We start from the raw sequence: 22,771 nt of genomic DNA, 5'->3' as shown, positions 1-22,771 counted from the left end.
TGACAAAATGAAATTTTTAACTTTGTTTTTACCGGTTGTTTCGATTTCTTTGATCCTTGGTTGTCAATCCACTCCCCAAACTAATACCAATGCCAATACCGAATCCAGTTTGGAAGCCCACCAAACAAAGGATATACTACCACCACCAGGCGGAGAAGGCGAAATCATTCTAAACGAAAAAGGGGAAGAGGTACAAAACCATTCCGGTGAAATTCCTTTTTTCCAAAAAAAAAGCGACCTTCCAACGGAGCTCTTTAGGGTTTATATTGCCTCTGATTCCTACATGGTGCGTCAAATTCGTCATACAGATAAAATTCGAAGAAAACCTGACGCCGGTGGGGATGAACTTTCTAAAGAAGAAATGAAGAAGTTTGACTTACTTAGTTTTGTTGATGATGGGATGATTGTCATAGGTCTCAATACAGTGACCGGTAAACTTGAATCCATTGCTTTTGACCGCAGAGTCCCAAGAATCAATGACGTAGCAAAGATCATACAGAATGATGCATCTCGTTTTAATTATGAACATTCCTCAAAAGATGGAACACCCATCATCACTAAGTTTTTAATTAGTTACCAGATTCGCCTCTATCCAGGAAAAACAAGAGACGAAATCAAACAAATGTTACAGAAAAAGAAGTAAACCAATAGAATCTTTTGATTTACTTTTCTTTTTGTTCTGGCAATCAATTTTACCACTTAAAATTCCCTTGTTTTTCATATTGAAAAGGAATATTTTCTGTTATGGATGGAACCTTAAGTCCAGAATCACCTTTTAGATCAAATTGAGCTGATTTGGATTGGATAGTTTTGTACAATGAGGAGCTAATTGAAGTTATGGGAAACTTCGTGGCAATCTTAACTGTCGAAGTTTTTCCTGAGTTGATAATTTCTTTTGGTGTTCCATTTAAAAAATTTTCACCAGCTAATTTTAAATCATAATTAAGGCCTGTTAGGTTTAGATTGGATGCGGCTTCGTTTGAAAAAATAAAATCAAATTCTGTGTTTAAATCTAATTTTAAATTTGATAAACCGGCTTTTGCTGCGGAAGTGGCAGGTTGTTTTGATCCTCCTAGGAGTCCTTTTAAAAATCCAGTAGCTGTGTCAGCCAAAACATCTGTATTGGTTGCGCTAAGAATATCGGCTTCCGATGGCATAAGGATTTTAAAATTTTTGATTTCTACATTGGGAAGGATGGCTGGGATTTCCTTTTTTTTGACAAAGGGAAAACTAAGGGAATCTTTTCCTAAAAGTTGCCATTGTTTAGGAATAGGGATTTTCATATTTCCTTCTGCACTCACTTCTAACATTGGTTTGTTTGGAAATTTTTTGTAAAGATTAAGTAAATCTGAATATTTTAGTTTCACTTCCAAAGGAAGTTGTTTGTTTTTTTTACCTTCGATGGCACCTAAGTCTGTTTTGATTTGAGAAAGTTTTAATCCTTCTATTTTGATATCCATATCAAGGAAGGAGCTGGGAAGGGAAACCGGATAGGGATTCTCAACGGAAGTCACTACATTTAAAGTGATGTCTGAGAGTGTGATGTTTTTGATCGAAAGGGATTCAAATTCAAACTCAGGCAAAGGGATTTTATCCTGAATCACACCTAGAACAGAACATTGGAGAGCAAAAAATGAGAATAGTATAGGGATGGCCAATTTCATCCCAGAACTATCTCTAAAAATTCCACTTTGTCAAGTGAATTGAATTTTCATCACTACAGGTGCATGGTCTGAGAGAACTGGTTCTTTGGCTATGGATACAGATTCGAGTTTGATTTTTGCCGTTTTTGTTATAAAAAAGTAATCGATCCTCCAACCTTTATTGTTCTTTCTTGCTTGGAACCGGTATGTCCACCACGAGTAATCATCTCGTATTTCTGGATGCAAAATTCGAAAACAATCTAAAAAACCAGAATCTAAAAACTTAGAAAGCCAGGCTCTTTCTTCTGGAAGGAAACCGGAGCTCTTTTGGTTTCCTTTTGCATTGTGGATATCCAATTCCGTATGGGCAATATTGACATCACCACAAACAACCAAAGGTTTTTTCTTCTTCGTATAGGGTTTTGCTAGTTCCAAAAAGGAATCTAAAAAACTGTACTTTATTTTTTGCCTTTCTTCGCCACTGGTACCAGATGGAAAATATAAATTCCAAAGAAAAAATTCAGGATATTCAAGGAGAAGGGACCTTCCTTCCTTTTGATAGATCCCATCACCAAAACCTACAGCCACTGATTTTGGTTTGAGTTTTGTTAGGACTGCGGTCCCGCTGTATCCAGGTTTCTCAGCAATACAAGTGTGCACTTCATATCCCAAACTCCTAAATTCAGGTCGATCAATCTCTGAGATAGGTGCCTTTGTTTCTTGGAAACAAATAATGTCAGGATTTTCGTGACGTATAAAATCTAGTAAACCTTTGCTCAAACTGGAGCGAATTCCGTTGCAATTTAACGTGATGATTTTCATCTAGAATTGAGATCGATTGAATGGCAGAATTCGTCGATACTAAAAATGGCATGATAGAAATTTCCGCTGAAATTCCGTTCCTCCGAACGTCCAAACTAACCTTTCTCTTCTGGGATGAATCTCCTGGTAGTTTAGAAACTTGGGATTGGAACGAGGGGATTACTATATTCTTCCAAACTCGGCGTGCCGGTGAATTGGAATTCCGATTTGGGCCTCCTTTATGGGGAATCCCAAAAGACACCAATCGAATTGAGTTCCCTTTTGTATCGATTCATAATATTCCAACTAATAAATATCTAGCTACCGAATTATCAAAGTTAGGGGAAGATAAAACTATCTTTGTTCTAATTCCGAAAGGTTTGGAATTAGAGGCGCGTTCTGTATTTGCAAGATTAGAATATCTTTGGGATGATAAAATATCTCCCGACCGCATTTTCCATAAATTTGGTCTTACTGGAAAAACAAGTTCTGTTTCTGAATCTTCTGTTTCAAAAGAGACAAACATTAAAAAAAATAATTATAGTCATCCTCCATTAGAGTTAGTCGGAAAACTCGGTCGTAAAAAAATACAAGAAGAGGTTTTGGTTTCAGCTGGTAACCAAAATGGTTTTTATCCAGAAACGAATTCCGATTTTCATTCAGAAAATCCAATTGAAGTATTTTCTCCTGAAGATGAGTCACCAAACCACCCTTATGATTTGATCGAATCTTCTTTTGCAGAAGAGGTAGTCACAAAAGAACCAGAAATAGAAAAAAAAGTTTCGAAGCAAGAACCTACGGAACCAAACACTGAAAATAGTAACGATTTACATACATTAGATGGTTCTTCCAATACTAAGTTTTCTCTCCAGTTAAAAATGATGGGGGTGATTAGTTTTCTTTTTGCTTTATCCGTTGGTGTGATCATCTTTTTTGCCTCTTTTTATTTTAAAAGATCCATTGAGCTTCAGTTAAGAGATAATAACATACGTATTGCGGAAATTATTGGATCTAAGGTTAAATCAGATATCCTTGGTGTTGTGGAAAAAGGTCGTCAGATTGCGATCACACTGACAACCCAAGGACTCCCTGAAGCAGAACGAAGACTTCTTATCAAAACCTTTTTTCAAAACGATAAGGAATTTATATATCTCGGGATTTTTGAAAAAAAAGAACACACTCTCATTATGAAACGAGAGGTATTTAACGAAGAAGAACTTAAAAAAAGTTCAGTAACTGAAGAAGATTTTCATAATGTTGTAAATCGAAATCGTGATGCATTGGCAGAGGCCTTTAACGGACAGGCTGTGCTTTTGAATTCGAGTCCCGGGTTTCAAGAACCATCTTTTGCTATTGCTATTCCTACATCTGAAAATGGAGAATTAGACAATGCTCTTGTTATGATTGTTAAGTTAAACAAAATCATTGGAGCTTTTTCTAAAAAGGGAATAGAAACCACTTTTATGGTGAATGGAAATGGTACGGCCCTTGCACACCCAAAAGAAGACCTAGTTTTAGCTGCCACAGATCTTACAACGATGCCCATAGTAAAAGCAATGTTAACGAGTGCGCCTAATACAGGACAAATGAGTTATGTTGATGAAGAATTGGGAGGTTCTTATTTAGGATCGTTTCAAAAAATTGGATTTGCTGATGCGGGAGTCATAACCATTGTTTCCGAGGAAAAAGCATTTGCCGATGTCTACAAAAGTCAAAAAACAAATCTTTATATAGCAGGGATTGGTCTTTGTTCAGCACTTATATTTGTATTTTTCTTTTCTAAAACCATTACAAAACCTGTATTACAACTTCTTTCTGCAACTTTAGAAATTGCCAAAGGTAATTTTAAAATCGGAATCAAACCGACGACTCAAGATGAGGTTGGTCTTCTTACCAAATACTTTATCGATATGGGACAAGGTTTGGAAGAAAGAGAAAAGGTAAAAAACATTTTAGGAAGTATGATTGATCCAGTTGTGGTGCAAGAAGCAATGGTGGATCTTGCTGCTTTGAAACGAGGCTCAGAAACCCATATCACAGCTTTTTTCTCTGACGTAGCAAGTTTTTCTACGATCTCGGAACAATTAAAATCAGCTGACCTTGCCGCCTTATTAAATGAATATTTATCGGCAATGACCCTTCTTTTGAAAAAACATGAAGGTGTTTTGGATAAATACATCGGGGATGCTATTGTTGGAATTTTTAATGCCCCAGTTCCAGTTTTGGACCATGAATTGAAAGCTGCACGAGCTAGTGTAGATATGGTAATGAAACTCGCGGAACTCAGAGACTATTGGACTAAAAACAATCTTTATTCGAAAGAAGCCCAGGTGATGGATGCGCGTATCGGGCTAAATTCTGGTCCAGCGAAGGTTGGTTTTATGGGAACTGATGCTCTCGCTTCTTATACAATGATGGGTGACACAGTGAATCTGGCAGCAAGATTGGAAGCAGCAGGAAAAGATTATGGTGTGAACATTTTAATCACAGATCCGATTCAAGCTGCCATCCAAGCAGAAATGGTGACTCGGTATTTGGATTTGGTAAGAGTGAAGGGAAAAAATGAACCCGTAAAAATTCATGAACTCATTGGTTATCGGTCAATGGTTTCACCAAACCAAATTGAAGCCGCAGAAATTTATGAATCTGGATTTAAAGCCTACTTAGAAAAAAATTGGGATTTAGCGATTCAATATTTTAAAGATTCTGAAAAAGCAAAAGGGCAAACTGATAAATCATGTCATATGCTGATTGAACGTTGTGAGGAATACAGATTGGATCCTCCGGGAAATGATTGGGACGGTGTGTTCACAAGGACACATAAATAAATCAAATGAGATGGTTAAACGATACAAAATTTGTAGTTTCTTCTCTTTTATTACTGATTCTTGTATTCTCATATTTTTTGTATCGAAACTTAAATGACCGTTTCATTGATTCTTCAAGCCCTACTATTGGAGTAATTACTTTCAAAAACAAAACAGTCCTTAGGAAATATAATGATGCGGTAGTTTGGGATTTGATTGAATCTAAAACAGAGGTTAAAAATCGAGATACAATTCGTACCGAAGGTCTTTCTGACGCCATACTTACGTTAAATGATGGGACAAAAATAAATATTTCCGAAAATTCAATGATTCTTTTGGATATTTCCGATAGAAACATCAATATTAATTTTGCTTATGGATCATTTGAGGCGGCCCGGGAAGGAACCGTTTCTGGTGACATGAAAATGAACATCACTGCCGGAGATAAAACAGTACAAGTTGGTAATGGTGATGTAAAACTTGATAAAACTAAATCCGAGTTAAATATCAAAGTAGACCAGGGTGAAGCAAAATTAACATCAAATGGAAAAGAAGAAACGATAGCTAAAGACCAAATAGCAAACGTTACAGAATCTGGTGTCAAAGTAGGAAAACCTGTGTATCGTTTGGTTTCCCCTGAAGATAGGAAAAACTTACTTTCTGAATCTGGGTCAGAAAAGATTAAATTTGCCATTTCCGGATGGAAACAAGACCAATTCAAACAAACAAACCCTGCCATTGAGATTTCTTTGTTACCTGACTTTTCTAAATCTTTGATTAAGGAAAAACTGACTTCACCAAATTTTACTAAAAGATTAAATTCTGGATCGTATTATTGGAGGGTTTCGTATGAAGACCCTAATTCCAAATCCAAACATACGACAGAGGTATTTCAGTTTAGAATTTTAAGTGATCCTGCTTTAAAAATTCTAAGTCCAAAACCAAGCGAAGTTTTTTCTTATACCCAAGAGGTTCCTGTCGTTCGGTTTGTTTGGAATCCATTGGATCTTTATTCATCGTATACAGTTCTCATTGCAAAGGATGTTAAATTTTCGGAAATCCTTGTTTCTAAACAAACCCAAAATCAATCTTTAGCCTTTGATTCTTTAAAAGAAGGAAATTATTTTGCAAAAATCCAAGCAAAATCCAATCTTCCAGGGATTACCGAGAAGGTTTCAACTATCATTAGTTTTCAGGTAAGTAAAAAAGACAATTTGACGCCTCCTGAACTATTAGAACCAACAAAGGGGAAAACTTTTGCCGAAGAACAAACCAAATCACAACTTTTCTTTTCTTGGAAAGATGACAAAGATTTCAGCCAATACGAATGGGAACTAAGTTCTGATTCAAATTTTTCATCCAAAATCAAATCTGAGTCTGTTAAAAACAATTTTTTAAAACTACCAAGTGGACTGGGAGTGGGAACTTATTTTTGGAGAGTAAAGGGAATCGGTTCTAATGGAAATTCACTAGAATCAAAATCAAATACTTTTACAGTGATCGCTAAAGAGGAAATGGAATTAGTTGCTCCAGCAAACGGAGCTGAGGTAGAAGTGGACGAACGTTCCATTGTCATTCTTAAATGGAAGAAGTTAACGGGAAAGTCGAACTATGAATTGGAAATAGCAAAAGAATCAGATTTCCAACCACTTCTAACAAAAGAAACCGTTTCCGGAAATTATTTTGAATTTAAATCCAAAGACTTGGGACGTTTTTATTGGAGAGTTAGGCCAGTGGGTGGTGATCCATCAGACACAAGTGTATCTCGAAGTTTTCAAATGATTTCCAATATGGAACCTCCCAGTTTAGTAAGTCCATCGCGAAATGAAACAGTTGATTTGTTTACTAGAAATTCTATCCTATTTACTTGGAAACCAGTAGAAAAAGTATCTGGGTATCGAATTCGTTTGATTGATATTTCTGGAATTCGCGAAAAACAAGTATTGAATGAACGGACCAATTCTACTAGATTTCAGTTCAATGAGATTCTTAAATTGAATGTAGGCAGGTTCCGTTGGGAAGTTGCTGCTCTCTACAAACAAACGGATGGTACTGAACGCGAATCCGCATATAACAAACAGGACTTTTTTATTTCTGTTCCTGAATTAAAAATTCCAAAAATCCTAACACCAGGGAAAATTTATGTGGAATAACTTTCGTTTTTATTTAATTTTATTTTTTCTTTTTAGTGTTTCTCTTTTGGCGCAACCTACTAACGAAGAAAGTACCCAATACCAGCTACGTTGGTTGGAGGTAGAGGGTGCCACTGGTTATGTATTAGAAATTAAAAATTCCAGTGGGTATCTTGTGCTTTCAGAAAAAGTGAACGGTACAAGTTATGATTTAGTTAACTATACTTCTGGAATTTATGAACACCGAGTTGCTGTGGTAAATAAACTAGGAAAAGTGGGAAGTTATTCAGACTGGGTAAGGTTTGAAGTTGTTGTTTCGAAAGTTCCCACTTTAACAAAGGATTCTGTTTATTCCGTATCGAAGGAAGAAAAGGAAAAAGTTTTTTTACTGGAAGGTAAAGATTTCATCAGCCCAATGAAAGTGTATATGGTGACAGGTGGGAAACGAATTCCTGCCAAAAAAGTTGTCATCGAATCCGATTCGGTAGCCAAAGCCACTTTTGCAGTGGATACCGATACTGACACCGGGATTTATGATTTGGTGTTGGAAAATCCGAGAAATAAAATTCTTACCGCCAAACAAAGAGTTGTTTTATCTGATTCAAAGGAAAAAGCAAATCGATTTGCCCAAAGGCAAGAAAGAATCATTCGTAAAGAAATTCCTGAAGATTACTACGAAACTCCTTACTTTTCTACTCTTTGGAGATCCACAGTTTTACCTGGTTGGGGCCAAAAGTACATTGATGGGAAAAACTGGAAACTATATGTATTTCCATTGGTTTCCCTCTCAGCAGTCGGTTTGTATGCGAACTCTTATAATAAATTTTTAAGTGCAAGATCTGATTACCAAGCGGCAGTGTTATTTGGAGTTTTACTAGTTGATAGGCAAGATACACAAGCTTTATGGTTGATCAACAGATCAAATGCAGAAGCAAAATTCAATTCCGCAAAGTCTGAGTTAGGTGTGATTCAGGTAGGAGCTGGAATTTTAGGCGTTTTTTTACTCTATAACATTGTTGATTCTTATTTTTCTGCCAAACGAAATGTAGCCAATTATGAACCTGGATTTCCTTTGGGTGAATCGACCAAACGTGTTCAAGCAACCGTCATTTCCGATTCAGGTTGGAACCAATCAAAATTCGCCTATGAATATGGATCACGTTATCAAATCGAATTCTCCTCACGTTTCTGACAAAAAGCTTGTTTAGGGAAGGTCTTCCCTCCAAGCTGATTTTATGCCGATTCCTATTTTACGTTCCAACAGAAATTCAAAGAATGAATTGGATCGTTTTCTTTCGGGAGCGAAAGAAGACCTAAGTTCTGCCACGGCAAAAATCCTTCCAATCTTAGAAGCAGTAAAGATGAGAGGGGACAAAGCCCTCATTGAATATACAGAAAAATTTGATGGAATCCATCTGAATTCAGTTTGTTTGGATCCGCATTCCATTCAAACCGATTTAGATCCAAAAATCAAAGAGGCTTTTCTTCGAGCCAAAACCAATATCGAATCATTCCATGAAGCACAGAAAAGAGAATCCTGGTCTAAAACCATTGATGGAAATCGATTGGGTGTAAAATACACTCCGATTCCTTCTCTTTCCGTTTATGCACCAGGTGGGAAGGCTTTGTATCCATCTAGTGTTCTCATGGGAGTCATTCCTGCAAAAATTGCGGGTGTCAAAAATATCCAACTGATAACCCCACCGCAAAAAGAGGGACTTCCAGAAATTCTCGTTTGGCTCTGTCAGATTTTAAATGTGAATCGGATTGTGACTGTTGGGGGAGCACAAGGAATTGCAGCCGCTGCTTACGGTACAGAAACAATTCCCAAATCGGAATTCATTGTGGGACCGGGAAATGCATATGTAGCTGCCGCAAAATCCTATTTAGCTGGTCAAGGAATCATTGGAATTGATAGTCCTGCTGGGCCTAGTGAAGTTTGTATCATTTCCGATTCTTCTGCAAATCCCAAATGGATCGCATGTGATATGTTATCACAAGCAGAACATGGGGAAGATTCTTCCGCTATTTTACTTACAACAGAAGAAGATTTTGCCAAAAAAGTAAGTGAAGAATTAGAAAAAGCTTTTGTGGAACGTCCGAAACGTTTGGAGATGAAACAAAAATCCATTTATAATAATTCTGCAATAATAGTTTTTCCAAGCATTGAAGATTGTATTTGGTTTTCGAATGAGCTTGCACCTGAGCACTTAGAAATCCAAACAAAAGATAATCAAACGGTTTTTTCAAAAATTGAACACGCAGGTAGTGTCTTTATAGGTCCGTATTCTCCTGTGGCAATGGGTGATTATATTAGTGGAACAAATCATATCCTTCCTACTGCAAGAGGAAGTAGAATTTATTCGTCTCTTGGTGTTGACACCTTTTTGAAACGAGTGACTTTCCAAGAAGTAACAAAAGAATCCTTAGAAACTCTTTATCCGTTTGTAAAACTAATGTCTGAGTTGGAAGGTTTGGACGAAGAACATGGAACAAGTGTTAAGGTTCGCACCGAGGAATGAGTATGATTGTTTTATCCAATATTCAAGAATTAAAAAATCAAATTCATATTTGGAAAAAAGAAGGATTCACCATTGGTTTTTGTCCTACGATGGGAAGTCTACATTCGGGTCATATGGATTTGGTAGATACATCAAAGAAAAAAACAAACAAAACCATTGTCTCAATATTTGTAAATCCGACACAGTTTAACGATCCTAAAGATTTTGAAAATTATCCTATAAATACAGAATCTGATTTGATGTTATGCGAAGAGCATGGAGTGGATTTGGTTTTTTTGCCAGATGTAAAAACAATATATCCGGAAACCAAAACTCCTATTCAAATGAGTATTCCTGAATTACAAAAACACCTTTGTGGTCGCACAAGGCCTGGACACTTTGAAGGTGTATTACAAATTGTTTCGAAACTCTTTCACTTAACCGAACCGACTATGGCATTTTTTGGTCTGAAGGATTACCAACAATTTCGAGTGATTTCTGCCATGGTTGAAAATCTCAATTTTCCTTTGGAAGTGGTTGGAGTTCCTACCCGTAGAGAACCAGATGGCCTCGCGATGAGTTCCAGAAATATTCGTTTAAGTCCAAAAGATAGAGAAACGGCAAACCTCATTCCGAGAATGTTTGCATTAGCAGAAAAAACGGTGTTTGGCGGGGAAAGAAACCTTCCCCTTTGGAAAGAAATTTTGAGAGATTTTTTACTCACAGGAAGTTCTGTAAGGATTGATTATTTAGAAGTTGTAGACCCCACCAATCTCCAACCAATTGAAACAATGGAAGGAGATGTTCTTCTCGCATTGGCAGTGTTTGTTGGTGACGTTCGCCTTATTGACAATCAGATGATAAAAATTCCAAATTAAAATATACATGTCCAAAGAAATAGAAGATCGTAAATTCACTCCGAAACTTGTTTTAGCTGAACTAAAAACATCATTAGTCAATATAAGTGGAATTCCAGAATCGGCACATTCTTTTGTCACTAGTTCCTTATACGAAACACTTAAGTCTGAATCGACTTTTTTAGTAGTATTACCAACCAACCAAGATGCAGAGAGTTTTTCGCGCGAACTTCTTAGTTTTTTACCACAGGAGGAAATTTTCTATTTTCCAGGCCCTGAAAACATTCCTTATGAATATACCAAATGGCAAATGGAATGGAAACGGGATCGGATTCTGACCATCAATCGAATTCTTTCAGGTAATCGTTGTTTGGTGGTTACTTCTGTATCTGCGCTTTTACGGAAACTTCCTGTAAAAGAAAGTTTAAAAGGAAAATCAATTTCTTTAAAATTGGGAAAGGATTTTCCATTAGATAAGTTGTTATTAGAGTTGGTTAATTTAGGTTACCACAGGGAAGAGGTTTGTGAACAGTTTGGTCACTTTAGTTTAAAAGGTGGGATTTTGGATATTTATACACCATATTTGGCAAATCCTGTTCGGATTGATTTTTTTGGAGATACTGTCGATGAAATTCGAACATTTGATCCTAATACTCAAAAGTCCATAGCAAAAATTCAAGAAATTGTAATTACTGCTGCAAATGAAACTATTGTTAGCCGTGAGGAAAAAACAAAATATCAGGAAATTTTAGCGTTACATAAAGAAAGACGACTTCCCATTGATTCGGAACTGGAAATCATCGAAGAACATTTGCCTTTAGTCCGAAACCACGAAGGTTTCTTGAATTTTTTTCCCAATAAACCGATAGTTATTTTTCCAAGATATTTTGATACCAAAGAACGCTCTTATGGAATGGAAAGAGAATATAATACTCTTTTTGAGAAAAAAAAAGAAGAGGCACTTTGTTTAAAACCAGATGATTTGTTATCTTTTGAAGAAGAGTGGAAAACCTTAACTTCAGAGGATACTACAGGAATTCGTTTTTCGCTTTTACCAGACAATCAGAAAAATTTCTCTTATGAACCAATTACGGAGGTTAGGGGGTTTCGCGGTAAAATCCGCGAAGCAAAAGAGTATTTTTTAGAATTATTAACTGAAGATCCAAATAATAAAATTTTTATTACATCCTCTTTTTCAGCACAGATGATGCGATTAAAAGGATTATTTTCTGAGAATGAAATAGAAACTGTTCATTCCGAATCGGAAGATCCGTTGCCACTTCCACTTAATTCTGTGAATCCTGGAATTCATTTAGTCATTTCTGATCTCAAACGTGGGTTCCATGTATTAGAAGATCAGGTTTATATTTTTACTGATAATGATTTGTTCGGTCGTCAGTACAAAAGAAAAACTCGTTATAAAAAACAAGCCTCACAAATGATCGAATCTTTTATTGATTTAAAAGAAGGTGATTACGTTGTACATGTCAACCATGGTGTGGGTCGGTTTGTTAAAATTGAAAGGACGAAAGCTGATGGAAAAGAAAGGGATTTTCTTAAATTAGAATATGCTGGTGGTGATAGTTTATTTGTCCCTCTCGATCAAATATCTTTAGTTCAAAAATACATAGGAGGGACAGATTCTCCTAAACTTGACACCCTTGGAAAAAATTCTTGGAAAAAGGCAAAAGACCGAGTCCAGGAGTCAGTTGATAAACTTGCTGAAGAACTAGTGTTACTTTATTCAAATCGTATGAAACTAAATGGGTTTGCCTTTCCGCCAGACACCATTTGGCAGGAAGAATTTGAAGCTGCTTTTGAATTTGAAGAAACTCCAGACCAAATATCTGCCATTGAATCTGTGAAACAAGATTTAGAATCCGCAAGACCAATGGACCGTTTGGTTTGTGGCGACGTTGGATACGGGAAAACAGAAGTAGCTATACGTGCTGCGTTCAAAGTGATCATGGCTGGGAAACAAGTAATGCTTCTTACTCCAACCACCATTCTTTCATTACAACATTTTAATACTTTCAAACAACGTTATGAAAATTATCCGGTAAAAATTGCATTTGTTTCGCGGTTTCGTTCGGCAGCTGAAATTCGAGAAGATCTAAAGAATTTTTCAGAAGGTAAAATTGATATGCTCATCGGTACACATGCAATTTTATCTTCCAAGGTAAAACCAAAAAACTTAGGTCTTCTTATCATCGATGAAGAACAAAAGTTTGGTGTGACTCACAAAGAGGCAATTAAGAAATTTAAAAATCTAGTCGATGTTTTGACCTTAACAGCAACACCGATTCCAAGAACTCTGCACATGGCCCTCACAGGAATTCGAGAGTTATCTATTATTTCTACAGCTCCAAAAAATCGGCAAAGTGTAGAAACCTATGTATTAGAAGAAGATGATACTCTGATCCAAGAAGCAATCCGGAAGGAAATTGAGAGAGGGGGACAAGTATTTTATCTTTATAACCGAGTTGAGTCGATTGAAGAAGAAGCAGCTTACATTCGTTCTTTGGTACCGGAAATTTCTGTGGGGATTCTTCATGGACAGTTGACAGAGGATGAAATTGAAGAAACTTTAGTGGATTTTTACGAAAGAAAATATGATATTTTAGTCACAACTACAATCATTGAATCCGGAATTGATATGCCCAATGTCAATACACTCATTGTTAAACGAGCGGATATGTTTGGTCTTTCACAGTTGTATCAAATCCGGGGACGTGTGGGTCGTTCCGACAGAAAAGCTTATGCATATATGTTTTATCCTTCCAAAAAATTAATGACTGAACTTGCTGAAAAACGTTTAAATACGATCTTCGAATACCAAGAGTTAGGTTCGGGCTTTAAAGTGGCGATGCGTGACTTAGAAATTCGTGGAGCAGGAAATCTTTTAGGTAAAGAACAATCAGGCGATATTATGGAAGTAGGATTTGATCTTTATGTGAAAATGTTGGAAGAGGCAATTTCACGGATCAAAGGGGAGGAAGTGCGAGTGGAAGTTCGTACTGCAGTCAATTTAAAAACCAATTTTTACCTTCCCGATGATTATATCCCTGATACAAAACAGAAAATTGAATTTTATAAACGTTTCGAAGGTTCTGCGAATTTGGATGAAATTGAAGAACTCTCTCTTGAGATGGAAGACAGATTTGGCGAACTTCCACAAATTGCAAAAACCTTCGTGGAATTGGAGAAAATTCGAACTTTGGCTTCTAATTTAGGATTTGAGTTTGTGACCGAAAAGCCGGAAGAAATTTTATTTAAATGTGGAACCTATTTTCGGGGAAATCCAGACCGGGTGATTCAAGCAATGGCGAAATTCAAAGGTCTACTGATTTCACCGCAAGAGCCATCTGTATTGCGTTATACGATTCCAGAGCGGGAAGACCTTCAAAAAATCAAAAAATTGCTTTCTCTATTGGAATTTTTGGCCGCTTAATTTTTAGGCAATAGATTCAATCTACTTCGGCTAAAAAAGGATGGACATTGCGGGAATTCACGAAACCATCATCACAAATCCTTTCAGGCACTAAAATAATATGACTAAAATCCTTCCTTTGTTTGTTTTTTTGGCATCCCTTTTCCTCGTTCAGTGTTCGGACTCATCGCCCGTCATCGAAACTTTGGATAACCATAAAATTACCGTAAAAGACTTTGAAGCCGCTTACGATACAGCTCTAGATTCGATCAGCCGCTTGCAAAATATCGAAAAGAAAACCCTTTTGGAGTTCATCGAAAAAGACATCAACGAGGTTCCACAAAACTTCCAAGATCTTAACTACCAATTACAAAAGAAAAATTTCTACCAAACTTACCGCCAGATGATCATGACTCGCCTTGTGGCAGAGAAAAACGGATATATTTCACGTCCTGACGTTGCAGAAGTAATCAAACAAGTAGAAATGCAAACCATTGCACAGATGTATGTTTCTGAACAAGTTGAGAAAAAAATCCAAATCACAGATGAGCAAGCAAAGGCAGAATGTGAAAGATTACGTGGATTGGATCGAAATATTGCAAACCTAACAATTGATAAATGCCTTACTTTTGCAAAAGCACAAATCAAACAATTACAAACAAGAGAACAACTTCCTTTAGTAGTAGAAAGAATTAAAGAAGAAGTAACCATCAAACGTAATGATAAATTTGATTTGGATGCCTACCTTGCACCAAAGAAAAAAGTGGAAGATTCAGCTGACAAAAAATAAAAAGTCGGAATGGACAATACTTTAAACGCGTTTCTCCGTGGCATCATTGAAGCTGCCACGGAATTCCTACCAGTTTCCTCTACAGGACACCTTTTTCTCTTCAGTTATTTTTTCCCTTTTGAAAATTTGAAAGTTGATCATGAAGCTTTTGAAGATCTGTTCGATATATTTATTCAAACAGGTGCTATCCTTTCAGTAGTTGTTTTATATTTTCAAGTTTTATGGAAACATACGAAATCCACCTTTCAGTTTCTTTCCAAATCCACAGATGACAAATCGGGGTTTGAATTTTACCGTAATTTAATCATTGGTATCCTTCCTATACTTGTCCTTGGTTTTGTTTTCAAAAATACTTTAGATCAAATTAAGATGAGGCCAGATCTTCTTCTCATTCTCGGACTTTCTTGGTTCGTTGGTGGGTTGATTATGGTATTTGTTGAAGTAAAACATTATGATGAAGGAGACGGTCGTCCCATTGGTATAAAAGAATCCATTTTAGTTGGTTTCTTTCAATGTTTTGCATTGATCCCTGGTGTTTCAAGATCTGCTGCAACCATCATCACTGCACGGGTATTAAAAGTTTCTAAAAAAGATTCGGCTGAGTTTTCGTTTTTTCTGGCAATTCCTGTATTAACACTAGCAGGCATATACAAACTTTACAAACATAGGGCCATATTGAATTCGGAAACGATTGGGCTTCTGTTTTTTGGAAGTATAATATCCTTTGTGATTTGTTACTTTATCATTCGTTTGTTTATGGCATTCATTCGAAGAAGGAGTTTTTTATCATTTGGAATATACCGAATTTTACTTGGAATTCTTGTCGTTTTATACTTTGTTCGTGCTTAAAAACTCTAAATAAAATTCTTTTTTGTCTATATTCTTTGTTAAATCAAGCAGATACAGGAACAATTTTGTGTTCTGCTTGTGAAACTTATTTCTCAAAAACAAACGTTCACACCAAATCACTGCTTCCTGTGGTTGGTTATTTTTATGTAACGCATTTGCCGTCATAAAGATATAGTCTTCTCTCATTGGATTTTCTTTTGTAGCCAGTTTTAGATTTTGAATGGCATCTTTCCAGTTTTTAAGCTGGTATTGTAATTTCCCTGCGAATGCATAAAAATTCGGATGCGAAAATTTTTCCATTAACTGTTGTAATTGTTCCAATGCGTTTTGGTATTCACCTTGTTTTGATTTTGACTTGATCTCAAGGTATTCTTTTTTAACAAAATCGGGAAGTGACATTCGTCTGTTGACTGGCGAGTAATGGATTTTCAGAAATGATAAATCGTCTGTAATTTCTCCACTCATTTCAATTTCATGAACTAAATCAGAAAGTTCTGTTTTTGAACGTTCTACAAACCTTAAAATTAATGTTTCATCCTCATTGATTGTACGAATTGAATTTTCTTCTTGGAAAAATCCTATGTCATCTCTTCCATCTGATCCAATGAGTAAGGTATCACCTGGTTCTAGTTGGAAGGTTTTGGTCTGAAAGTAATGGTCATTTTTTGGAAATCCCAACTTTCTCATTGAAAGTTCTGTTTCAATGAAGGAGGCAACTCCATCTCTATATAATATACTCCATGGGTGTTCTGCATTGATATAATACACAAACCCATCTTTTCCCACCATACCTAATACAACACTAGACAACATGGAACCATCAAAACTAACAAAAACAGATTGGAGTTCTACATATAAATCTTTTAACCAAAGTTCAGGAGGTCTAGATTTCGTATAACTTGACTTAGCTCGGGAGAGGACAGCCTGAAAAACAACACCTAAAACCAAAGCACCACCTGCACCCTGAATTGATTTTCCCATTGCATCGCCATTGGCAAAAACTGTAAATTCTCCTAATTCAAGATGAACAGTTCCTACGATACAAATGTCGCCGCCGATTTCTCCGTCTTTCCCTCGAAAGTGAAATTTTTTCTTTTGGTTCACATAAGTTTCAATTTGAATTTCTGGAATCTGATTGTCGATGCGAGCCAAAGGTTGAATGAGTAACGAAGTTAAAAAATAATCTCCATCTTGTTTTTCTTTGAGGATTTGTAATTGATTGAGTGATTCATTTAATGCATCCGTTCGTTCTTCAACTTTTTTTTCTAAGTTTTTATTTAAGTCTTCAACTTCCTCATTTAATTTTACAAAGGAATTCGCAAGGATGATGGCAAGGGAAATATTAAAAACAAGAAAAGTATAACCCATGATTCGTGGGAACACCCAATAGTTACGATTTGTTGCTGTATCAACAACTGCTGCAAAAAGTACGATTGTGATTCCAATCGTAATATATACGGCTCTTCTTTCTTTTTTTCTTAAATTTTTAAAAAGAATTACGAAAATCAAAACGACATAAAGTAACCAGGTTGGTTGAACAAAATTAGTCAGTAAAAAACTGAATGTTTCTATATTTTGAGTAAAAGCAAAATATAAAAAACAAAAAAGTTGCAGCACATCTAAAATTTTACCTAGAACATTGTATTTTTCTTCGAATAAAGTGCGCAGAAAATGATACATAAACGGTATGAGTAAAAGAATAGTCATGTATTCCAACTTTTTCATTTCTAAAAATGAAAATGCAAATTCATACTTAAGTTGGTTTCTTAGAAAATTATAAACTACGAATGAGAAAGAAAATAAGGCAAAGAATAAATTCTCTCTGTCTTTTCTTCTTCGAATGAACAAAAAGAGAAAATAACCGCCTACAGTAGAATAAATGGTTAAAAAAAGTAACTTAATAAACTCGTCTTTATAAAACCTTGCATTAACTTTATTTGTGGGACCCAGTGAAGTTTCGTCTTGTTCAATTCCTCCGGAATTTCCAAAATACGGTTGAATTTTAATCAAAAGTAAATTCTTTTTTCCATAATGTATGAATTCTGATGGAATATTGTAGAAACGTAATTTATCGTAAGCCTGTGGTTCCGTTGCATTCCATTCCCCCGTTCCTCCGATAAACTTTCCATTTAAATAGGTACGGTCGCGGTCATTAATGACTCCTAGCCGAAAACTATACTGAGTTGAATGGTCTAAAGGAAATTGAATCCATTTTGCCAAGGTAACAATTTTTTTATCTGCATAATCTTCTTTATTAGTATAAAGATTTCCGGGAACTGCAATTTGTTTCCACACCTTAGTATTGAAATTTGATTCTGATAATGATTGTATCTCTGCTTCAGTAAGATCCTCTTCACTCATGAACCATAAAGTATCTGGATTGTTTGGTATTGTATCAAGTGAGACAATGCCGGAACCATCGGGTTTTGTAGTAGAATTTGTGAATGTTTGTGAGTGGAGTAGGGAAAAAGAAAAGACAAGAAAAATGAAAATTGATTTTATCATATATAAACGAACTTGAACGTTCATAACTCTGTAATGTTTCCAAATGGATTCAAAATGGTCATTCGATTAAAAAAGAATAAAGAAAAAGCTGTATTAAATTTTCATCCTTGGATTTTTTCGGGAGCCATTGCTTCAGGAGAAAATGGATTGCCTTCTGGTTCCATTGTGCGTGTGGAATCTTCATCAGGTGCATTTTTGGCATGGGGACATTATGATCCGAAAAGTCAAATTCGCATTCGTCTGTTCTCTTTTGATGAATTGGAAAATGGAAGTGAAGAATCTTATTGGACCAAAAATTGGAATACAATCTTCCAGTCCAAAATGGCGCTCCTTCCAAAAGATACGAATGGGTTTCGACTTTTTCATTCGGAAGGAGATGGTATACCTGGGATCGTTGTTGATTGTTATCATGAAACAGCTGTTATGCAACTTAAAACTCCTGGTGCAAGAACTTTATGCGATACTTTAGTTTCATTTTTATATCAAAAAGGTTTCAAAACCATTTTAGAAAGGTTAGAAAAACCAGATGATAAATCAGGTTTGGATTTCATTTTTCATACTGGTTCAGAAAAGGAACCTGAATTTTCGGAACATGGAATCAAATTTATCGCAGACATTACGAAGGGACAAAAAACAGGATTTTTCTTAGATCAAAGAGACAATCGGGCTCTGGTATCTCGGTATGCAAAAGACAGAATTGTATTAAATACTTTTTCTTATTCTGGGGCATTTTCAGTTTATGCATTGTTAGCTGGGGCAAAAACGGTCCATAGTTTAGATATTTCAAAACAAGCCATAGAACTTTGTGAAAGAAACTTGGATTTAAATGGAATTCAGTTAAAAAATTCTCCTGAAAAACATAAAAGTTTAGTTTTGGATAGTTTTGATTATTTAAAGAATATGGATTCCAATTTTTACGATCTGATTATTTTGGATCCTCCCGCATTTACCAAAAGTATTGCAACTGTCAATCAGGCAAGCCGAGGTTACAAAGATATCAACATGAGGGCAATGTCTAAAATAAAAACAGGTGGTCTTATTTTTACTTTTTCCTGTTCACAGCATATTTCTTTTGATCTATTCAAAAAAATTGTTTTCGGTGCTGCAAAGGATGCCAAAAAGAGAGTTAGAATTTTGCACCACCTTACCCAAAGTCCGGACCATGGTTATTCTGTCTTTCATCCCGAAGGAGAATACTTAAAAGGCCTTATGATTCAGGTTGATGGAGATACATGATCTTTTACATTGGTGAAATCTTAAAATGAAATTTACTTCCCTTAGTTTTCTTTTGTTTTTTCTTGTCGTGTATTGTTTGCACTGGATATTTCGCGGCAAATTCCGGTTGGGATTTTTGTTTTTGGCCTCATTTGCATTTTACGCAGCATGGTCGATCCCTTTTGCCTTTCACTTTTTAGCGATTGTTTTGTTAAACCATATATTTAATAAACAAATCCTAAAAAACAAATCTTCGATCTGGTATCCAGTTTCTCTTTTTGTAAATTTCGGAAATTTATTTTTGTTTAAGTATTTTTATTTCCTTTGGGCTTTGATTTTCCAACTCACTGGAAGTTTATTTTTTGCGCCTGAATCCATTCAGAGTTTTTTAAATTCCCAGTTCGGAGTTGATTCCATCACTCTTCCTCTTGCTATCAGTTTTTATACATTTCAAATGGTCGCATACACAATTGATATCAAAAGAGGGACTGCCGAGGAGAATCCAAACTTTTTCCAGTTTGCTCTTTTTATCTTTTTCTTTCCTCAGTTGGTCGCAGGGCCAATTGTTCGTCATGGGGAATTCTTCTTTCAGTTAGAGGTATGGAACGCAAAGAAAGAACAGCTTTTTGAAGGATACTATTTAGTTTTTCTTGGTTTATTAAAGAAAGTTGTGATTGCGGACAATTTGTCACCTGTGATTGAACCTATTTTCCAAAATCCTGAACAATATGATGGCCTTACGAATTTCATCGCATGGTTTGGTTATGCGGCAAGGGTATTTTGCGATTTTAGTGGGTATACGGATTTAGCTAGAGGGCTTGGAAAACTTTTAGGTATTAACTTACCCGAAAACTTCCATGCACCTTATCTCTCTCGCTCTGTCCGTGAACTTTGGACTCGTTGGCATATGACACTTGCTACATGGATCAAGGATTATATTTATTTTCCATTAGGTGGATCGAGAGTTTCTGAATACAGAGGTTATTTTAATTTAATAGTAACCTTTACACTTGCTGGATTTTGGCATGGAGCCAACTTTACATTCATCATTTGGGGTTTTTTACATGGATTGATGTTGAGTATTGAAAGGAAATGGGAGGTAATTCGTAAACCGGACAAAAATGCATTGGTTCCTTATTGGAAACAGGTTTTGGGTGTAGTTTATGCTTTTTGCTTTTTTGTATTCACAATTTCCTTTTTTAATGCTCCCAGCGTCCACAATGCACTCACAATGTATGGAAGGGCTTTCACTGGAGCTTCTGGCGAACGGACGAATAAACTGGAACTAATTGTTTATAGTTTAATTCTTACTTTTTTGCTTAACTACTTACAAACGAAACCTAGTTTTCCTAGAGAAGGATGGTCTACAAAGACTTCACTCAGTTTTCTATTGGTGTTTTCATTGGTTGTCACCATATTGTTAGGTTACCTTGCTCCAGGAGGAACGGAGTTTATATACTTCCAATTTTAATATGAATTTTAAATTTAAATTTCCAGTCGTTTTGTATCCGATCCTATTGGCAGTGTCCTTATTTCTTTTGGATAAAATATTTTTTTTACCGGTAATTGTAGAAAACACCTATAGTTGGAAAAAAATTGAAAGAAAGTTTTATGAATTAAAGGAAGACCTTTTTGAAGTAATGCTTGCGGAGCAACAAAAGAATCCTTCCAGACAAATTGGTTTAATTTTAGGAAGTTCCCGTTCCGGTGAATTTGATTCCGATATGTTGGAATCTTTTTTTCCGAATACAAATACCTTTAATTTTGCAGCTCCGTTTGGCCCACCTAGTTTTCAAGCATATTGGTTAGAACGAACTCTAGCTTCAAAACTTCCATTGCGTTACGTATTAATTGAAGTGGACCCGCTTTTGTTTTCACAATCAGCCATTGATTATTCATTAAATGGATCGTATGATAATGGTTATGTTTTAAGTCAGATTGATTTATACAGAACAAAATCTAAAAATCCTTGGTTAATCAATGCAAAAGGATTTTCTGCAGACGAAGTCGAAATATATTTTTTGAAGAAACTTTTTGCATTATATAAATACCCGCTAGACCCAACTGCAATTAAAGCTAACAACAAAGAAATTGAAGTTGGTTTTTTCCCTGGTATGTCAGTGGGGATTACTGGCAAAGATCACAAACGCAATTATATCGATAAAATTAAAATGGTCAATCGAGTGAAATTTGGTGCCCTTCCTAACGAAATCAAATTTGCTAATATGGATGTTTTTTTAGAAAGAGATGCTGAAGCAATGTATAACCAGTATTTACGTGGCCAGTCCCTTGCACCTACACAAATCTATTTTTTTAAGAAGATGTTAGATCGCTTAAAAGGAACCGGTATTCCTGTATTTATTTATTTTCCTGCTGTTTCAGATGCTCTTAGAAAGCGTATGTCTAGAGATGGTCTCTTAGAAAATTTCAATGCCGAAATTTTAAAAGCAGTGGAAAATGCACAGAAAGTTCCCAACTCCAAATTCACAGTCGTTGATCCTAATGTTGATCCCCGATGGGTTTGCAAAGATTTTGTGGATTCTCTTCATCTGAGTGGAGCTTGTTTTCCGAATCTTTTACCAATTCTATTTCCAAAACCAGTTCATTAGTTCCGACTCTCTTTTCGTTTCGCTAATTCTTTGTTTAGAAAGCGAAAACGAAAGAAGAGGTAACCGATCGCACTGAATCCAAGAAAAATTCCGGTACTCCAACCAGAGGCTGTGTCCAACCAGGATTTTTCATTCTCAGGCGATTCCATGAGAAGCGAATGAAAAAGAACAAATCCTGAATACACAAGTAGATTTAAAACCATGTATATCGTGGTTTTTTTTAGGATCCAGAGTGTGTCTCCCATTTCCTCGCGGAACCTCGTAAATTCACCTAGGATTTCTTGGTAACTTTTATTATGGTTTAGGCGGTACTGGTCGTAGGCCTCTTCCATTTCTGGATCCTTTGCCTTTCCATCCAAAAGGACAAATTCGAAATCGAGTTCTGCATTGTATTCTTTTCTTTTTTTGGGATCACTGAGGGTTATATAGGCCTTTGTCAGTTCAAGAATTTTGTCCCTGGCTTCTGGACTTCCAGGTCCTTGCAACCGCTCCCAAAATTCCAATTCCTTTCGGTATATGGCTTCAATGGTTTCCTCTGTGGATTCCTTGGTCACACCCAGAATTTCATAAAATGTTTCGCGTTTGGTTGAAGCCATATACACCTTTTCGTACCCATCTTCTTTGCTTTACAA

Annotated in this window: 16 protein-coding genes; 12 read left to right on the top strand and 4 right to left on the bottom strand. The window is 36.0% G+C overall.

The window, feature by feature from the left end; all coding sequences use genetic code 11:
• The first annotated feature begins 7 nt into the window (after positions 1-7).
• Complete coding sequence (locus CH364_RS08055; RefSeq protein ID WP_100743477.1) at positions 8-643, top strand: LA_2219 family laminin/E-cadherin/plasminogen-binding protein; 636 nt, start codon at positions 8-10, stop codon at positions 641-643.
• A 49-nt stretch (positions 644-692) separates the two neighbouring features.
• Here CH364_RS08055 and CH364_RS08050 read toward each other — a convergent pair whose 3' ends face one another.
• Positions 693-1,664, bottom strand: coding sequence for an LEA/WHy family protein (locus CH364_RS08050; protein ID WP_100743015.1), 972 nt, complete (start codon positions 1,662-1,664; stop codon positions 693-695).
• 30 nt (positions 1,665-1,694) lie between these two features.
• Entirely contained in the window at positions 1,695-2,465 is a 771-nt protein-coding gene (locus CH364_RS08045; RefSeq protein WP_100743014.1) for an exodeoxyribonuclease III, read from the bottom strand.
• A 50-nt stretch (positions 2,466-2,515) separates the two neighbouring features.
• Here CH364_RS08045 and CH364_RS08040 point away from each other — a divergent pair, with 50 nt between their 5' ends.
• The 8 genes from CH364_RS08040 to CH364_RS08005 all read left to right on the top strand — a co-directional run bounded on the left by CH364_RS08040 (position 2,516) and on the right by CH364_RS08005 (position 15,810).
• Complete coding sequence (locus CH364_RS08040; RefSeq protein WP_100743476.1) at positions 2,516-5,272, top strand: adenylate/guanylate cyclase domain-containing protein; 2,757 nt, start codon at positions 2,516-2,518, stop codon at positions 5,270-5,272.
• 5 nt (positions 5,273-5,277) lie between these two features.
• A complete protein-coding gene (locus CH364_RS08035) occupies positions 5,278-7,404 on the top strand; it encodes a FecR domain-containing protein (protein WP_207762219.1) in 2,127 nt (708 codons plus the stop codon).
• Complete coding sequence (locus CH364_RS08030; RefSeq protein ID WP_100743013.1) at positions 7,394-8,575, top strand: LIC11435 family protein; 1,182 nt, start codon at positions 7,394-7,396, stop codon at positions 8,573-8,575. The genes CH364_RS08035 and CH364_RS08030 overlap by 11 nt, the downstream gene beginning before the upstream one ends.
• Positions 8,576-8,618: 43 nt before the next feature.
• Positions 8,619-9,905 carry a histidinol dehydrogenase gene (gene hisD / locus CH364_RS08025; RefSeq protein WP_100743012.1) on the top strand — a complete coding sequence of 429 codons (1,287 nt, stop codon included), beginning with the start codon at positions 8,619-8,621 and terminating at the stop codon, positions 9,903-9,905.
• Positions 9,906-9,907: 2 nt separating this feature from the next.
• Positions 9,908-10,762: a pantoate--beta-alanine ligase gene (panC, locus tag CH364_RS08020; protein ID WP_100743011.1), complete on the top strand. Its 855-nt coding sequence runs from the start codon at positions 9,908-9,910 to the stop codon at positions 10,760-10,762.
• 7 nt (positions 10,763-10,769) lie between these two features.
• Positions 10,770-14,192, top strand: coding sequence for a transcription-repair coupling factor (mfd, locus tag CH364_RS08015; protein ID WP_100743010.1), 3,423 nt, complete (start codon positions 10,770-10,772; stop codon positions 14,190-14,192).
• Between the two features lie 100 nt (positions 14,193-14,292).
• The gene (locus CH364_RS08010) at positions 14,293-14,961 is read left to right on the top strand and encodes a lipoprotein LipL31 (protein WP_100743009.1); all 669 of its coding nucleotides are present in this window, start codon (positions 14,293-14,295) and stop codon (positions 14,959-14,961) included.
• A gap of 9 nt (positions 14,962-14,970) precedes the next feature.
• The gene (locus CH364_RS08005; protein ID WP_100743008.1) at positions 14,971-15,810 is read left to right on the top strand and encodes an undecaprenyl-diphosphate phosphatase; all 840 of its coding nucleotides are present in this window, start codon (positions 14,971-14,973) and stop codon (positions 15,808-15,810) included.
• On the opposite strand, the gene CH364_RS08000 is transcribed toward CH364_RS08005, so the two are convergent.
• A complete protein-coding gene (locus CH364_RS08000; RefSeq protein ID WP_100743007.1) occupies positions 15,790-18,339 on the bottom strand; it encodes a SpoIIE family protein phosphatase in 2,550 nt (849 codons plus the stop codon). The two genes, CH364_RS08005 and CH364_RS08000, sit on opposite strands and share 21 nt — an antisense overlap.
• 30 nt (positions 18,340-18,369) lie before the next feature.
• On the opposite strand from CH364_RS08000, the gene CH364_RS07995 reads away from it, so the two are divergent.
• From CH364_RS07995 to CH364_RS07985, 3 genes are read left to right on the top strand one after another with little or no spacing between them, the layout of a single operon-like run.
• A complete protein-coding gene (locus CH364_RS07995) occupies positions 18,370-19,551 on the top strand; it encodes a class I SAM-dependent rRNA methyltransferase (protein WP_100743474.1) in 1,182 nt (393 codons plus the stop codon).
• A gap of 25 nt (positions 19,552-19,576) precedes the next feature.
• Complete coding sequence (locus CH364_RS07990; protein ID WP_100743006.1) at positions 19,577-21,001, top strand: MBOAT family O-acyltransferase; 1,425 nt, start codon at positions 19,577-19,579, stop codon at positions 20,999-21,001.
• A 1-nt stretch (position 21,002) separates the two neighbouring features.
• Positions 21,003-22,139: a DUF1574 domain-containing protein gene (locus CH364_RS07985; RefSeq protein ID WP_100743005.1), complete on the top strand. Its 1,137-nt coding sequence runs from the start codon at positions 21,003-21,005 to the stop codon at positions 22,137-22,139.
• On the opposite strand, the gene CH364_RS07980 is transcribed toward CH364_RS07985, so the two are convergent.
• On the bottom strand, positions 22,136-22,735 hold the full coding sequence (locus tag CH364_RS07980) for a J domain-containing protein (RefSeq protein WP_100743004.1): 600 nt from the start codon (positions 22,733-22,735) through the stop codon (positions 22,136-22,138). The two genes, CH364_RS07985 and CH364_RS07980, sit on opposite strands and share 4 nt — an antisense overlap.
• Positions 22,736-22,771 lie beyond the last annotated feature (36 nt).

The sequence above is a fragment of the Leptospira harrisiae genome (assembly GCF_002811945.1).
Taxonomy (GTDB): domain Bacteria; phylum Spirochaetota; class Leptospiria; order Leptospirales; family Leptospiraceae; genus Leptospira_A; species Leptospira_A harrisiae.
Note: the sequence above shows the minus strand (reverse complement) of the source record. Positions and strands in the feature narration are given on the sequence as shown.

Coding starts and splice junctions, on each gene's coding strand:
- CH364_RS08010 (WP_100743009.1), top strand. CDS start 14,293: ATGACTAAAATCCTTCCTTTGTTTGTTTTTTTGGCATCCCTTTTCCTC.
- CH364_RS07980 (WP_100743004.1), bottom strand. CDS start 22,735: ATGGCTTCAACCAAACGCGAAACATTTTATGAAATTCTGGGTGTGACC.
- CH364_RS08000 (WP_100743007.1), bottom strand. CDS start 18,339: ATGAACGTTCAAGTTCGTTTATATATGATAAAATCAATTTTCATTTTT.
- CH364_RS08005 (WP_100743008.1), top strand. CDS start 14,971: ATGGACAATACTTTAAACGCGTTTCTCCGTGGCATCATTGAAGCTGCC.
- CH364_RS07985 (WP_100743005.1), top strand. CDS start 21,003: ATGAATTTTAAATTTAAATTTCCAGTCGTTTTGTATCCGATCCTATTG.
- CH364_RS08030 (WP_100743013.1), top strand. CDS start 7,394: ATGTGGAATAACTTTCGTTTTTATTTAATTTTATTTTTTCTTTTTAGT.
- CH364_RS08040 (WP_100743476.1), top strand. CDS start 2,516: ATGATAGAAATTTCCGCTGAAATTCCGTTCCTCCGAACGTCCAAACTA.
- CH364_RS07990 (WP_100743006.1), top strand. CDS start 19,577: ATGAAATTTACTTCCCTTAGTTTTCTTTTGTTTTTTCTTGTCGTGTAT.
- CH364_RS08035 (WP_207762219.1), top strand. CDS start 5,278: ATGAGATGGTTAAACGATACAAAATTTGTAGTTTCTTCTCTTTTATTA.
- CH364_RS08045 (WP_100743014.1), bottom strand. CDS start 2,465: ATGAAAATCATCACGTTAAATTGCAACGGAATTCGCTCCAGTTTGAGC.
- mfd (WP_100743010.1), top strand. CDS start 10,770: ATGTCCAAAGAAATAGAAGATCGTAAATTCACTCCGAAACTTGTTTTA.
- CH364_RS08050 (WP_100743015.1), bottom strand. CDS start 1,664: ATGAAATTGGCCATCCCTATACTATTCTCATTTTTTGCTCTCCAATGT.
- CH364_RS08055 (WP_100743477.1), top strand. CDS start 8: ATGAAATTTTTAACTTTGTTTTTACCGGTTGTTTCGATTTCTTTGATC.
- hisD (WP_100743012.1), top strand. CDS start 8,619: ATGCCGATTCCTATTTTACGTTCCAACAGAAATTCAAAGAATGAATTG.
- CH364_RS07995 (WP_100743474.1), top strand. CDS start 18,370: ATGGTCATTCGATTAAAAAAGAATAAAGAAAAAGCTGTATTAAATTTT.
- panC (WP_100743011.1), top strand. CDS start 9,908: ATGATTGTTTTATCCAATATTCAAGAATTAAAAAATCAAATTCATATT.